The organism is Ruegeria sp. K7, from assembly GCF_056531785.1.
Map to the genome: position 1 here is coordinate 39610 of NZ_JBQFMJ010000006.1, position 14563 is coordinate 54172.

Here is a 14563-nt window from a genome sequence, read left to right on the forward strand (position 1 = left end):
AATCATCCGGACCGCTCCATCGGCTAAACTGGATATCAACCGGGACGGCGCCGAGATCGTGCGCAGCGCAATGTTAGGGCCTGTCGGAAAATGTCCGCGTGGCAAGGCAATGGTGGCGAACTGATGCGGCTGGCTGGAAAAAGAGCACTTGTGACCGGTGGCCGCCAAGGCATCGGGCGCGGGATTGTCGAGGCCTTTCTGCGCGAGGATGCGACGGTTTCGACCTGCGGGCGTGGCCCGAGGCCCGAAGGGCTGCCAGACTGTGTCACTTGGTACCCGCTGGACGTCACGGACGCCGCTGCCGTCGAGGAATTGGCCATTGCGACGGACGGGATGGATATTCTGGTCAACAATGCCGGCGTTCAGGTCGAAAGAACGGTGGCTGACAGCACCGACGCTGACTGGGATACCGTGATCGGGACCAATTGCCGGGGCGTGTTCAATATGTGTCGCGCATATATCCCCCGAATGCCCCAAGGCGGGTCGATCATCAACATCGGCTCGATCTCGGGGCAGGTCGCGGATCCTTCGATGGCGCTTTACAATGCGTCCAAGGCCTTTGTGCATGGACTGACCCGGTCGATTGCCGTGGATCATGGTCCCCGTATACGCTGTAACGCAATCTGCCCGGGCTGGATCGAAACGGGCATGTTGGATTCAGGTTTCGACCTTGCATCAAACCCCGAGGCCGCGCGGCAGGATGCGCTTGCCCGACATGCGATGCGCCGTTTCGGCAAGCCCGAAGACATCGCCAGCATGGCGGTCTGGCTTGCCTCGGACGAAGCGAGTTTCGCCACAGGCCAGTTGTTTACTGTGGATGGCGGCATGACCGCCGCATCCCCTCTCAATCCGGGATTGTTCTGATGGAGTTCAAACACACGGCCTGCCTTGGCGGCGGGGTGATCGGCGCCAGTTGGGCGGCCTTGTTTCTGGCATCCGGCCGTTCGGTCGCGATGTTCGACCCGGCCTCCGATGTTGAGCGTAAGGTGCGCGACTACATCGAAACGGCGTGGCCCACAATGACCGAGCTTGGGTTGACCAAAGATGGCACGCCCGACGCGATCACCTTCCATACAAACGCGGCCAGCGCGGTCGAAGGCGCCGGATTCGTGCAGGAAAACGTGCCTGAGCGGCTGCCGGTCAAGCATGAAACCTTTTCCGTGATCGAGCCCGCCCTGGCCCCCGGTGCAATTGTCGCCAGTTCGGCGTCCGGCCTGACTCTGGGCCAGATGCAGCCCGGCTGGAAGGATCCCTCGCGTTTTGTGCTGGGCCATCCGTTCAATCCGCCGCACCTGATCCCCTTGGTCGAGGTGTTGGGAAACGACAAAACGGCCCCCGGGGTGGTCGAGACGGCGCAAGGATTCTACGAAAGCGTTGGAAAAACAACGATCCGTTTGCGCAAGGAAGTGCCCGGTCACGTGGCCAACCGTCTGCAGGCGGCCATTTGGCGCGAGGCCGTCAGTCTGGTTGTCTCGGGTGTGGCTTCTGTCGAGGATGTCGACAAGGCCGTCTGGGCCGGTCCCGGGCTCAGGTGGGCGGCCATGGGGCCGACCATGCTGTTCAACCTTGGGGCGGGTGAAGGTGGGCTGAAGGCATTTTGCGATCACTTCGCCGATACGTTCAACGGCTGGTGGGACGATCTGGGTCAGATCCATCTGTCCGATCAGGTCGCTCAACAATTGACCGAGGGCGTTCAGGCCGAAGCAAGGGGCATGACACCGGGCGAGTTGTCGCAAAAACGCGATGCGTTGATTGTAGCCATGCAAAAGTCAATTGCGGGGATGCGTTGAGGAAACGGGTCGTTTCGCGCCGATGTCATGTGACCGCCGAACCGGTGAAGGTGCGGGGCCGTGTCGAGGCAAATCCAACGGTTTTACAACTGGCCAGCAGAAAGCGCAAAAGTCACAGGAAACCTCATAACAAACCTTCTTTAAACAATTAATTGCGCTGGCCTGTTGGTAGATTGCACCATCATACCCGCGCGTATATCTGGACGATCTGTCTGTTGGCACCCGAAACTGTTTCCGAAACCAAACGTCATTCCGCGTGCCATTAATTTTCGAAAAAAATCAAATTTGAGTGCCAGGACTCGACCCAGAACCAACGGCAAGTCCCGCCCACGAAATGGCAGTGCGACCAGTTTGTCACGAAACGCTGGCCAGCGACGTTTAACGGTTTTTGAGCGCAGAGCGCAGAGCGTCACCCAGTGCGCCGTTCTGCGCGTTTCCGCCTGAGCCCGGTCGCTGCGTGTTGCGGTGTTTTGGTTGACCGCTGGCCTTTCCCGCGCCGCGCGAGGTTTGGTCCTGACGCGCAGAGGCGCCTCCGTCCTTGCGCATGGTCAGACCGATCCTTTTGCGGGGTACGTCGACCTCCACCACACGAACCCTGACGACCTGACCGGTCTTGACGATCTCGTGCGGGTCTTTGACAAACCGGTCGGCCAGCTGGCTGACATGCACCAGCCCATCCTGATGAACGCCGATATCGACGAATGCCCCAAAGGCCGCAACGTTGGTGACGGTCCCTTCCAGCATCATGCCGGGTTTGAGATCAGTGATGTCTTCCACCCCGTCGGTGAATGAGGCGGTCACAAAGCTTGGGCGCGGGTCGCGTCCGGGCTTTTCCAGCTCGGAAAAAATGTCCCGTACCGTCGGCAGGCCAAAGCGGTCGTCGACGAACTGCTCGGCCCGCAGACCTTTCAGGGCGCCGTCATGTCCCATGATTTGCCGAATGTCACGTCCACATGCCGCCACGACGCGGCGCGCGACGCCATAGGCCTCGGGGTGGACCGAGGACGCGTCCAGCGGGTCGGCCCCGTCGCGGATACGCAGGAAGCCCGCACATTGTTCAAAAGCCCGCGGACCAAGGCGGGCGACATCCAGCAGCTCTTTGCGGGATTGAAACGCGCCATGCAGGTCGCGATGCATCACAATCGCTTCGGCCAGCCCAGGCCCCAGACCGGAAACATGCGACAGCAACGGGGCCGAGGCCGTGTTCAGGTCGACGCCCACGGCGTTCACCACATCCTCGATCACGGAATCAAGCGATTGGGAAAGGCGGTGCTGGTCGACGTCGTGCTGGTACTGCCCGACACCGATCGATTTCGGCTCGATCTTGACCAATTCGGCCAAGGGGTCCTGCAGTCGCCGGGCGATCGACACCGCGCCGCGTAGTGACACATCGAGGTCGGGAAACTCCCGCGCGGCCAGTTCCGATGCCGAATAGACCGAGGCACCGGCTTCCGAGACCACAACCTTTGTCGGGGCCTTCACCGTCTTAGGCAAAAGGTTCAGCGTGTCAGCTACCAATCGCTCGGTCTCGCGGCTGGCGGTGCCGTTGCCGATCGCAATCAGTTCGATCTTGTAGGCTGAGATCAGGTTCAGGATTGCAGCCTGCGCCCCGCGCAGATCGTTTTTGGGCTGGAACGGATACAAGGTATCCGTGGCTACCACTTTCCCGGTTGCATCCACCACAGCCGCCTTTACGCCGGTACGAATTCCGGGGTCCAGGCCCAGCGTTGCGCGTGCGCCGGCAGGCGCCGCGAACAGAAGGTCCTTGAGGTTGCGGGAGAACACCTGAATGGCCTCTTCCTGCGCCCGGCCGCGCAGGTCCGCCATCAGTTCGACCATCATCGACAGTGACAGTTTCACCCGCCAGGTCCAGCCCGCCACCTTGCGAAGCCATTTATCTGCCGGCCCATCGCTGCGTGTCTGCAGATGTGCGGCCACAATCGCTTCGGCCCGTGTTGCGCCGGTTTCGGGTTCGGGCGCGATGTCCAGCGTCACGATCCCCTCTTTCGAGGCGCGTAGCATTGCCAGCGCGCGATGCGAGGGCACTTTGGACCACAGCTCGGAATGGTCGAAGTAATCGCTGAATTTCGTGCCTTCCTGCTGCTTGCCTTCAATCACCTTTGCGCTCAGCACTGCCTCGCGTTGCATGAAGCTGCGCAGCTCACCCAGCAGCGAGGCATTCTCGGTCAGGCGTTCAGTGATGATGTCGCGGGCACCGTTCAGCGCGTCCCTGGTTGTAGCTACCGCATCGCTCACAAAACCTTGGGCCAGGGCTTCGGGGTCGGCAGAACGGTCGGCCAGAATGGCATCGGCCAGCGGCTCCAGACCGTTTTCGCGGGCGATCATCGCCTTGGTCCGACGTTTGGGTTTATACGGCAGATAGATGTCTTCCAGCTGCGCTTTGGTGTCGGCTTGCGCGATGGATTTGGCCAGGTCTTCGGTCAGCTTTCCCTGATCCTTGATCGAGTTCAGGATGCTGTCGCGGCGGGTATCCAGTTCGCGCAGATAGGTCAGGCGGTCCGACAGAACCCGCAGTTGCGTATCATCCAGCCCGCCCGTCGCCTCTTTCCGGTAACGGGCGACAAAAGGCACGGTGGCCCCGTCGTCCAGCAGCTTGACCGCTGCGCCCACCTGTTCGGGACGCGCGTTGATCTCGGTAGCGATAGTGCGGGCGATGCGGTCCAATGAGGCCTCCTGAACTACGGTTGGAAGGACTTCTTATCCAGCGCCGCCCAAGAGGGGAAGAGGTGAATACGACCCGCCTCTACAGTTACAACAAAGCCTGCAAATCGTCGTACAGGTTTTTGGAGATTTCGACATACCCGCGTGCAGTATTGCGGGCGCGGGCCGCAAATCGCCGCTGCGACGGCAACCGCGCGCCCTGATCCAGAATGTCGGCAAAAAGCCGTTCGGCCCTTGCGTCGTTTTCCTGCGTTTTGCCGCCGCTGAACTGATCGGGGTCAAATGCCAGAATGATCTCGCCGTGATAGGGCGCACCGCCAGCGCCCTCGGCAAAAGCCATGCTTTCCAGACTGGTCAGGTCGTCGATCAGGGGACCGGCCAGCAACTCGATCATGATCGACAAGGCCGACCCCTTGTAGCTGCCGAAGGTCAGCATGGCACCGTCCATGGCCGCCTGAGGATCAGTAGTCGGATTGCCGTTTTTGTCGATGGCAACGCCCTCGGGCAGCGGTTTTCCTGCCCTTCTATAGAGTTCGATCTCACCGCGGGCAAAGGCGCTGGTGGCGAAATCGAAGGTGAACGGATCTTTTCCTGACCGGGGCCAGCTGAAGGCGAGCGGGTTGGTGCCCAGACTGCCGCGTGTTCCGCCTGCGGGGGCCACCCACGAATGGCTGGGAACCATTGCCATCGCGGCAAGCCCGGCCGATGACAGGCGTTCTACTTCGGGCCAGAGCGCAGAGAAGTGAAAGCACCGATTGATCGCCATCGCGGCGATACCGTGGGTCCGGGTCTTTTCAAACAGAACCGGCAAGGCCTGCTGAAACGCCAGCAGCGACATGCCGCCCTGGGCATCCACGCGAACGATCGCGTTGTCTGACGGGACCAAAACCGGCGCGGCATGGCCATCGATCTTGCCCGCCTGCATTGTCTCGGTACACATGAACAGGCGAAACAGTCCGTGTGACTGGCAATCATCGATCTGGCAAGTGGTAAGCATGTCTGCGATGGCCGCTGAGTGGGCTGATCCAAACCCGGATTTTATGAGTACGCTCAGGCTTAGCTGCCGGATTTCGTCCAGATTTAGTTTGACCGTATCGCTCATGCCTGTCCCCTGTGCCGGTAGTTCAGCACAAGGGATAGCGTGGCAACCCAACGATTGAAAAGCGGGATTTCGGTTCAGCCCTGCGATTCAGATTGCAGATAGGCGATGAGATCGGTGATCTCTGTCTGGTTCTTCAGTCCGGGAAACTGCATCCGGTTGCCGGGAACGGTGTTTTTCGGATCGGACAGAAACGCGCTGAACGCGCCTGCCGTCCAGACAATTTCAGAGGTCTGCAAGGGGCCGGAGTATTTGAAACCGTCGCTCCGACCCGCTGTCGCGCCGATGATCCCGTGCAGCGAGGGGCCGACCCCGTGGCGGCCCTCTTGCAACTGATGACAGGCCTTGCATTTGCGATAGACCTTTTTGCCAGCCTTAATGTCGCCCTCGATGGCGGCGAGGGTGATCGGGGCCGAGGGTCCTGCCTCGGCCTTTTTGTCGTCCTTGTTGAAGATCAGTCGCGCGGTGATCGGCACGGTTCGGGTAATGCCCGGCAGGTCCGCCAGTTCCATCAGCGTATCGATCCCGGTGTTGACGCCTGCATCTTCCGTGCTGAGGAAAACCATATCGTTGGTTGAGACCATGACCGAAGTTTCGGACAGGCGCGCTACGAACATTTCGGCATCGAACGCGACGTCCGTGCCTGCCAGCGACAAGATGGCCTCGGCATCGATGGTGGTGGTTTCGCCCACGCCAAGCCCCGAGACCTCATCCATATCGAACTGGGCCGTCAGCGTTGCGCTTCCGGCTTCGCGAAACACGTATTCGATCATCCGTTCATTTCGAATGTCGATATTCGTTTCGACTGAAGACAGGTCGATCTTAATGTCCGCCTTGCCGTCCGGGCTGACGTGACCGCTGAGACGGGTAAAGCTGTTGACCTCGCCCACCGTGTCTTTCTTGATCGAGCCAAATGCCAGGTGCGAGCCTTCCGGGGCCAGTGTCCAGCCGTCCGCCAGCGCGGGGCCTGCAACAATTGCCGACGCAATCGTGACTGCTCTAAGCAGAAGTTTCATTTCTTTCCTCCTGAGTCTGTGTCAATCCTGACCCGGCGGGCCCGGTCCGTGAAAAACAAACACACACAGGTCGCAAATTATTCGATGAGTGGTGAGATCAGTTCCGAACAGGCCGTGCGCGGCGCGATCCAGATACATTCGAAACGTGTCTGGCGGTTTGGTCTGGCGTTGTCCGGTGCATCTGACGTGGCCGACGACCTTCTGCAATCCACATGTCTGCGCGCGTTGGAACGGCACCATCAGGTTACCTCGCATGACCGGCTGGACAGTTGGCTGATGACGATCTGCCGCTCGATCTGGCTGAATGAGGTACGAGCGCGCTCGGTCCGCAAGGCGCAGGCGCTGTCCGTCACGCCTGAGGCGGATTTAATTGCACCCGGAAACGATTCAGAAACGAATATTTTCGCCACTGAAGTGTTTACACAGGTGATGCAACTGCCAGAAGCGCAGCGCGAGACGGTAATGCTTGTGTTTGTCGAAGGCTATAGCTACCGCGAGGCTGCCGCGTTGTTGGAGGTGCCGATAGGGACAATCATGAGCCGGCTTTCCAACGCCCGGCAGAAACTGAAAAACGTGATGCAGCAAGACGCAGCGGATGTCGTTCGACGGAGTGGCAAATGAAGTTTTCCGACGAGACGCTAGTGGCGTATCTGGAAGGCACCCTGGACGCGGGTGAGGCCCGCGCGATCGAAGATGCAGTTGCGGATGATCCGACATTGGAACAACGTCTGATGGCGCTGGACCCGTTTGCACCGGTGGTGAAGCAGGTGTTCGAGGCGATGCCTGCCCAAACGCCGCACGTCGATTTGCCGGATACCTACGTATCAACACCTGCAAGGTCGGTCGCTGGCTCATGGCGTCTGCTTGCCATTGCGGCTTCGGTTGCCGTCATTGCGGTGTCGGCGACGTTCTGGGCAACGCGCCCGGCCGAGATGGGCTGGGCGGAACAGGCCGCGATCTATCAGTCGCTATACGTGCCGGATACGATTGCAACGCTGGACAACTCTCCTGCCGCGCTGGATGTGCAATTCGCACAGGCCGAGGAACAGCTTGGACGGTCCCTGAACCGTAATGCGCTCGAGGCGCTGCCGGGCCTTGATTTGAAGCGGGCGCAGGTCCTGTCGTTCAAGGGCAAACCTCTGATTCAGATTGTATTCGCGGATGCGCAGGGGCAGCCTTTGGCCTTTTGTGTCATACGGCAGGGACCGGCGGCCCCGAATAAGGACGTAAAACAGGCGGTTCTCAGCGGGTTGGCCACGGCCACATGGGCGCAGGGTGGCTATGGTTACATGCTGCTGGGCAGCGACGCGCAAACTGACCTTGGTGGGCAGTTGGACACGTTGACTGCGCTGTTTGCTGGCTGAGCCGCGAAATAGCCTTGTGAACCCGCGAATTTGCCCGAAGAATAGCGGGCATGAAGCCCCGAACCGTCCTGCCTGACCCGGATGATGAGGCCGACCCGCTCGGCCCGCAAAGTATCTATGACGCGGACCCGTCCGAGGACGAAGACCTTTGGTTCCTGCCTCCGGACGAAGATGAAACGCTTCCGGACTATCTGACGCCCGGAACGCGGGCGCAGGAACGCCTGCTGTTTGACCCTCGCGACTGGTATGCAGGGCAGTCGGAGTTGTCCAGTGAACTGGCCGATGTCGCGGTCACTTTCGGCGCGTTGGACGAGCGTCTGCGGGCAGGGCCCAAAGGATGGGGCCATCGTCTGGCCTTGATGGAAGTGTCTGACCTGGGTTGGTGGACAGGGGACCGGATCAGCGCCGATCGTCTGGCGCTGTGGACCGGTTTGCGGCTGGGCTCGACCGGCGATGACATTCAGGCCCTGTTTCGCGCGGGCTGGGCCGTGCGCCGCCTGACGACAGGTGCCGACCCGTCAGAAGGCGGGTGGGAGTCTGGATTGACCGCGTTTCTGGACCGAATGGGTCAGGGGGTCGAAGAAGTACCCGAAGCAGTGGCCGATCTGGCTGACGTCATGCGCAACACGGACAGTTTGCACCCGATAACGCAGGCAGCAGTTGGGTTTCACGCATGGCGCAGTCTGGCGCAGGGCATCGGACAGGACACCGAGGCGGCAATCATAGCCGCGCGCCTTGCCGCGAAGATGGGGCGGGGCGGGGCACTGTTTCTTCCACTTGCGTTGTCCGGCCCGGGCGCGTTGCGCGGGACTGGCGAGCCGAGAGAAAAACTGGAGGCATGGCTGAGCGGAGCAGGGCAGGCGGTTCTGGCCGCACTGCTGCATCTGGATCGTGTGAGCGCGTGGGAACAGCGCGCCCGTGACGCCACGCAGGATCTGAGCGGCCGGACGCCTCCGCTATTGCTTGACGCGTTGACGGCCTGGCCCATGATATCGGCACCTTTGGCGGAGGAACTGACCCAAGCCTCGCGTGCGGCGGTTCAGAGAAACCTCGACCGTTTCACACGTCGCGGCTTGATCCGGGAGGTCACGGGGCAGGGACGTTACCGCGTCTGGACGGCTGCACTATAGTCCAGCAGCCAATCGCGAAACACACGAGCCGGAGGACGCAGCGCGGTGCGCGATGGATAGATCAAATGATAGGCTTCCTGTCCCGGAACACTGATACCGGGCAGGCAGGGGACAAGTCCCGACAGTTGCATTATCCTGTCCGATGCGGGCGCGCGGGCCAGCGCAATGCCGCCGCCACTGGCCGACAACTCGGCCGCCATCAGGGAATTGTCGGCGAAGAAATAGCGGGCTTGACCGGCGGGCAGGCGCAGGGCCTCGAACAGGTGCGGCCAGCTTGCGCGGTGTGTTGAGACCTCGATCAAGGTGAACTTGAACAGGTCCTGGGGCGTTCTGATCTGCGCGGCTGTCTCTGGCGGAGCGATCGGGAAAAGGCGCTCTTTCAGCAACTCGTCCCATTCGGTGTTCAAGAGGGCCGGATTGCCGAACACGATTTGCAGATCAGAAAACTGGTTTGCGAAATCCGAGATCATGTTGCCTGTGGACAGTGACAAGTTGATGCGAGGTTGCTCCGCCTGAAAGGCGGGCAGACCACCGGCAAGAACCCCATGTGCAAACAGCAGAACGGATTGAACATAAAGGCGTTGTTCCCGTGTTTCCCCGAACAGCCCCGTCGTTGCCGTTTCCAACATCAGCAGCGATTGCTGAACCGATGGCAGATAGGCGCGGCCTGCCTCGGTCAGTGTCACTGCGTGGGCGTGGCGGTGAAACAGTGGTGTACCAAGGCGGGTTTCCAGCGCCTTGACCTGCTGGCTGACGGCGGCGGCGGACATGTTCAGCTGTGCGGCCGCGCGGGAAAAGCTTTCGGTACGTGCTGCTGCTTCGAAAACGCGCAGCCAGTTCAGCGAAGGAATTCGGGTTGCCATGAAATCAGGCTAAGCAAAACTTAGGCTGACCGGCAAGACAATAAGTTCTGAGCTTTCCCTCACAGATCCTAAGGTGGCGATCAGCAAATTGAACAGACGAGCCACATCATGTCGGATTCACCCCCCCAGCCGCGTCCAAAGCGCAAGATCTGGAACTATACCCCGCAATTGCCAATTCAGACCTCGCCCTATTGGGACTGGCCGATGAAGCCACTGGCCACCTTGCGATACCTGCTGCAAAGCTGGAATCCCCTGGCGTTGCGCGCGTTGCTTTTGGTCTTCGCGATCATCACTTGGACCTATCTGACTCCGTCTCTGGCCCGGGTCGAAACGCTGAGCTGGGATTGGGTGGCCGAGATCTGGTTTCGCAATTTCTGCATCCTTATGGTGGTTGCAGGCGGCTTGCATTTGGCCTTGTGGAAATTCCGCACCCAGCAGGATGAATACCGCTATGATATGCGCCCGATGATGAAAGGCGCCAAGGTCTTTACCTTCAAAAACCAGGTCTGGGACAACATGTTCTGGACCCTGGGTCCGGCGCTGACATTCTGGACGTTCTGGGAATGCTTCATTCTGTATGCCTACGCCAGTGGCTGGGTGACGATGATTACCTTTGATGGAAACCCGATCTGGTTCATTGCCATGGTTGTGTTCATTCCGATCTGGGCAGGTTTCCATTTCTACTGGCTGCACCGGCTGCTGCATGTCGGCCCGCTTTATACCAAGGTGCACGCCTGGCATCACCGCAACATCAATACCGGACCATGGTCAGGTCTGGCGATGCATCCGGTCGAAAGCTTCTTTCTCATGTTCGACACGATGATTTTCTTCCTGCTGCCGTCTCACCCGATCCACGCCATCTTTCTGCTGTTTCACCACGGGATTGGCGCGCCGACCTCTCATGCCGGGTTCGAGCACGTGAAGTTCGGCAACAAGGGTAAATTCCTGGTCGGCGACTTTTTTCATCAGCTGCACCACAGGTTCTTTGACTGCAATTACGGCACCTGGGAAACGCCTTGGGATGAGTGGTTCAATACTTTCCATGATGGAACCGACCAGGGCAACGAGATGGTCAAGGAACGCCGCCGTAAGATCTGGGCAGCCGAGTAAGCCAAACGAAAAACGGGTATTGCCGGGTCTTATTGGGCCCGGCAACTGCTATCTGAAAACAGGGAAGATCATGAAAAACATCTATACTTTCGGCCGCCGCCCGGCCCGGCGAAACTATACCGTCAAGGATCTGCTGGACCTGAAGAAAACCGGCCAGCGTTTGACTATGTGCAACCCGGCGAACGAGGCCGAGATACAGGCCTGCGTCGATGCGGGGATCGACCTGCTGACGCTGTGGGATGTGCACCTGGACATGGCGCGTGAGATTGCACCGACCCATTTTGCCGGTACTGCCATGAACTGGGGCCAGTTCGCCACCAATGACGAGATCATGCGCCATGCCATCGAGTGTATGGAAAAGGGCGCGGACATGTATTTCACCAACCGCTCGTACGACGTGGTGGAAATGCTGGCGCGTGAAAGCATTCCGGTTCAGGTCCATATGGGGCTGGTTCCGTCGCTCAGCCATTGGGCCGGGGGATTGCGGGCCTTTGGCCGTACCGCCGATGAGGCGATGCAGATCTACAAGACCTTCAAGCGCTATGAGGACGCAGGCGCGATGGCCTGCGAAATCGAATGTGTCGCCGAAGACACGTTGAACCTGCTGAACGACAAGACTTCGATCGTCACGATTTCATTGGGGTCGGGCAATGCGGGTGACGTGATCTTCCTGTTCATGGCAGACATTTGCGGTGAAGCGGAAAATCCTCCGCGTCACGCCCATGCCTTTGGCAATCTGGGCCGTCTGCACAAGCAGATGTATCACGAGCGGGTCGCGGCGCTGAAGGAATTTCAATCCGAGGTGCAGGCCAAAGCCTTTCCATATCCGGCGCAGTCCATTGGGATGCCCGAAGGTGAGATGGCAAAACTGCAGGAAGAGTTGGATAAGGTCTGATGGATTAGTCGGGCGCGTTCAGCGCCCGACACCTACATAGGTATCAAAACCGGATTTCAACGCGGTGCTGCCGGAATAGACGTTGCGCAAATCGACCATCCTTGCGGTTTTCATGGTCCCGGCCAGTTCCGTCAGGTTCAGTGCGCGAAATTCGTTCCATTCCGTCAGGATGACCACCGCATCCGCATCCTTTGCCGCGGTATACGGATCGTCAGACCATTCGACGCCGGGCAACAGTGCTTCACCCTCGGACCGGCCCTGAGGATCAACAACGCGGACCTTTGCGCCACCGCCGATCAGGGCAGGGACAATGGTCAGCGACGGAGCATCCCGCATGTCGTCGGTATTTGGTTTGAACGTCACGCCCAGAACCGCAATGGTCTTGCCGTTGAAACTGTCGTCACAGGCGTCCCGGATCTTGCCTATCATGCGTTTCTTGACCTCGTCATTGACGCGAATGACGGTTTCGGTGATCTGCATCGGGTGCGCATGCTCCTGCCCGATCCGGGCCAGCGCTGCGGTGTCCTTGGGAAAACACGAACCGCCATAGCCGGGGCCTGCGTGCAGGAACTTGTTGCCGATCCGGCCATCCAGGCCAATGCCGCGCGCAACTTCCTTGACGTCGCCCCCCGCCTTTTCACACAGGCCCGCGATTTCGTTCATGAAGGTGATCTTGGTCGCAAGAAAGGCGTTCGCCGCGTATTTGATCATCTCGGCGCTTTCCAGATCGGTGGTCAGGATCGGGAAATCGCGCAAATAGAGCGGGCGGTAGATTTCGGCCATCACGTCTGCGGCGCGGTCGCTTTCGACGCCGACAACCACACGGTCGGGGCGCATGAAGTCGTCAATTGCGGCACCCTCGCGCAAAAACTCGGGGTTCGAGGCGACGTCGAAATCGGCTTGGGGATTTGCGGCAGAAACGACCTGATGCACCCGGCGATTGGTTCCGACCGGAACGGTCGATTTGGTGACAACAACGGTGTAGCCGGTTATGGCCTGTGCGATCTCTTCTGCGGCGGCCATTACATAAGTCAGGTCCGCGTGGCCATCGCCCCGGCGGGTGGGTGTCCCCACAGCTATGAAAACGGCATCCGCGCCATCGACAGCAGCAGTCAAATCAGTGGTAAAGCTCAGCCGGCCGGCCGCCACGTTCTTGGCCATAAGCACATCAAGGCCCGGTTCATAAATCGGAACCTTTCCGGCCTGCAGCATCTCGATTTTTTCCCGGGCCTTGTCGACGCAGATCACGTCATGGCCAAAATCCGAGAAACAGACACCGGATACCAAACCGACATAGCCAGTTCCGATCATTGCAATACGCATTCGTTAAAATCCTTCTTACCAATTACCAAGTCTGGCGACCGCACATTCGAAGAATCTTCCGCCGGATTCAATGCCTGACTGTGACCTTGGCTTGCATTCCATGGTTTCTTGCTGTTTTTGAGACGCTAAACTGACACATTGATATTTGTGAGGCGCAGATATGACCAAAAAGGCATTGATTACCGGTATCACGGGCCAGGATGGGTCGTATCTGGCCGAGTTTCTGCTGGAAAAGGGCTACGAGGTTCACGGAATCAAACGGCGGGCATCGTCCTTCAACACGCAGCGCATCGATCATATTTATCAGGATCCGCATGTACCGAACCCGAAGCTGCATTTGCATTACGGGGACCTGAGCGACACCTCGAATCTGACCCGGATCATGCAGGAGGTGCAGCCTGACGAGGTCTACAACCTTGGTGCACAGTCTCATGTTGCCGTCAGTTTTGAAGCTCCGGAATACACCGCCGATGTGGATGCAATTGGCACCCTGCGCCTGCTTGAAGCGATCCGGTTCCTCGGGCTCGAGGACAAGACGCGGTTCTATCAGGCCTCGACGTCGGAATTGTATGGTCTGGTTCAGGAAACACCGCAGCGGGAAACGACGCCGTTCCACCCCAGATCGCCCTATGCGGTGGCCAAGCTGTATTCCTACTGGATCACTGTGAACTACCGCGAGGCTTATGGTCTTTATGCCTGCAACGGAATTCTGTTCAATCATGAAAGCCCACGCCGAGGCGAAACCTTCGTGACGCGCAAGATCACCCGCGGTCTGGCCAACATCGCGCAGGGGCTTGAAGATTGCCTTTATATGGGCAACATCGACAGTTTGCGCGACTGGGGACATGCCAAGGATTATGTCCGTATGCAGTGGATGATGTTGCAACAGGACAATCCCGAGGATTTCGTGATTGCAACCGGCAAGCAGTATTCTGTGCGTCAGTTCATCGAGTGGTCAGCGGCTGAACTCGGCATTTCGCTGAAGTTTTCGGGCGAAGGGGTGGATGAGGTTGCGACGGTCACCGCCATTGAAGGCAACGATGCGCCGGCTTTGAAGCCCGGTGATGTCATCCTGCGGATCAACCCCCGTTATTTCCGCCCGGCCGAGGTGGAGACGCTGTTGGGTGATCCGTCAAAGGCGAAACAGAAGCTCGGGTGGGAGCCGGAGTTGACTGTGCAGGAAATGTGCGCCGAGATGGTTCTGGAAGACTTGAAAACAGCCAAACGCCATGCGCTGTTGAAAGAGCACGGGTTCGAGCTGCCGGTCAGCCTGGAAAACGGCTGAGGGGGG

Annotated in this window: 13 protein-coding genes; 8 read left to right on the top strand and 5 right to left on the bottom strand. The window is 59.3% G+C overall.

Translation table 11 applies throughout. The features are described from left to right. Nucleotides 1-90 precede the first annotated feature (90 nt). On the top strand, nt 91-864 hold the full coding sequence (locus tag ACR0FE_RS11790) for an SDR family NAD(P)-dependent oxidoreductase (protein ID WP_480912865.1): 774 nt from the start codon (nt 91-93) through the stop codon (nt 862-864). After that, a complete protein-coding gene (locus tag ACR0FE_RS11795) occupies nt 864-1790 on the top strand; it encodes a 3-hydroxyacyl-CoA dehydrogenase NAD-binding domain-containing protein (protein ID WP_170611410.1) in 927 nt (308 codons plus the stop codon). The genes ACR0FE_RS11790 and ACR0FE_RS11795 overlap by 1 nt, the downstream gene beginning before the upstream one ends. A gap of 378 nt (nt 1791-2168) precedes the next feature. Here ACR0FE_RS11795 and ACR0FE_RS11800 read toward each other — a convergent pair whose 3' ends face one another. From ACR0FE_RS11800 to ACR0FE_RS11810, 3 genes are all read right to left on the bottom strand, one after another. Continuing rightward, a complete protein-coding gene (locus ACR0FE_RS11800; RefSeq protein ID WP_480912866.1) occupies nt 2169-4475 on the bottom strand; it encodes a Tex family protein in 2307 nt (768 codons plus the stop codon). An 85-nt stretch (nt 4476-4560) separates the two neighbouring features. Continuing rightward, nucleotides 4561-5574 (bottom strand): Ldh family oxidoreductase, encoded by a 1014-nt coding sequence (locus tag ACR0FE_RS11805; protein WP_480912867.1) that lies wholly within the window; start codon nt 5572-5574, stop codon nt 4561-4563. A 74-nt stretch (nt 5575-5648) separates the two neighbouring features. Further along, nucleotides 5649-6587 (bottom strand): c-type cytochrome, encoded by a 939-nt coding sequence (locus tag ACR0FE_RS11810; protein ID WP_480912868.1) that lies wholly within the window; start codon nt 6585-6587, stop codon nt 5649-5651. A gap of 48 nt (nt 6588-6635) precedes the next feature. On the opposite strand from ACR0FE_RS11810, the gene ACR0FE_RS11815 reads away from it, so the two are divergent. Genes ACR0FE_RS11815 through ACR0FE_RS11825 form a run of 3 tightly spaced genes read left to right on the top strand, consistent with a single transcriptional unit; the run spans nt 6636 to nt 9081 of the window. Continuing rightward, a complete protein-coding gene (locus tag ACR0FE_RS11815; RefSeq protein WP_480714123.1) occupies nt 6636-7208 on the top strand; it encodes an RNA polymerase sigma factor in 573 nt (190 codons plus the stop codon). Beyond that, complete coding sequence (locus ACR0FE_RS11820) at nt 7205-7951, top strand: hypothetical protein (protein ID WP_170611403.1); 747 nt, start codon at nt 7205-7207, stop codon at nt 7949-7951. The genes ACR0FE_RS11815 and ACR0FE_RS11820 overlap by 4 nt, the downstream gene beginning before the upstream one ends. A 50-nt stretch (nt 7952-8001) precedes the next feature. Continuing rightward, a complete protein-coding gene (locus ACR0FE_RS11825; RefSeq protein WP_170815953.1) occupies nt 8002-9081 on the top strand; it encodes a hypothetical protein in 1080 nt (359 codons plus the stop codon). On the opposite strand, the gene ACR0FE_RS11830 is transcribed toward ACR0FE_RS11825, so the two are convergent. Continuing rightward, nucleotides 9054-9944, bottom strand: coding sequence for a LysR family transcriptional regulator (locus tag ACR0FE_RS11830; protein ID WP_170807531.1), 891 nt, complete (start codon nt 9942-9944; stop codon nt 9054-9056). The two genes, ACR0FE_RS11825 and ACR0FE_RS11830, sit on opposite strands and share 28 nt — an antisense overlap. Nucleotides 9945-10052: 108 nt before the next feature. On the opposite strand from ACR0FE_RS11830, the gene ACR0FE_RS11835 reads away from it, so the two are divergent. Together ACR0FE_RS11835 and ACR0FE_RS11840 are read left to right on the top strand one after the other, a co-directional pair. Continuing rightward, nucleotides 10053-11054, top strand: coding sequence for a sterol desaturase family protein (locus tag ACR0FE_RS11835; RefSeq protein ID WP_480912869.1), 1002 nt, complete (start codon nt 10053-10055; stop codon nt 11052-11054). 70 nt (nt 11055-11124) lie between these two features. Beyond that, entirely contained in the window at nt 11125-11949 is an 825-nt protein-coding gene (locus ACR0FE_RS11840; RefSeq protein ID WP_480912870.1) for a 3-methyl-2-oxobutanoate hydroxymethyltransferase, read from the top strand. 18 nt (nt 11950-11967) lie between these two features. Here the strand turns inward: ACR0FE_RS11840 and ACR0FE_RS11845 are convergent, their stop codons facing one another. Further along, nucleotides 11968-13272: a UDP-glucose dehydrogenase family protein gene (locus ACR0FE_RS11845; RefSeq protein WP_170619394.1), complete on the bottom strand. Its 1305-nt coding sequence runs from the start codon at nt 13270-13272 to the stop codon at nt 11968-11970. Between the two features lie 160 nt (nt 13273-13432). Here ACR0FE_RS11845 and gmd point away from each other — a divergent pair, with 160 nt between their 5' ends. Beyond that, a complete protein-coding gene (gene gmd, locus ACR0FE_RS11850) occupies nt 13433-14557 on the top strand; it encodes a GDP-mannose 4,6-dehydratase (RefSeq protein ID WP_170681223.1) in 1125 nt (374 codons plus the stop codon). The last annotated feature ends 6 nt before the right edge of the window (nt 14558-14563 follow it).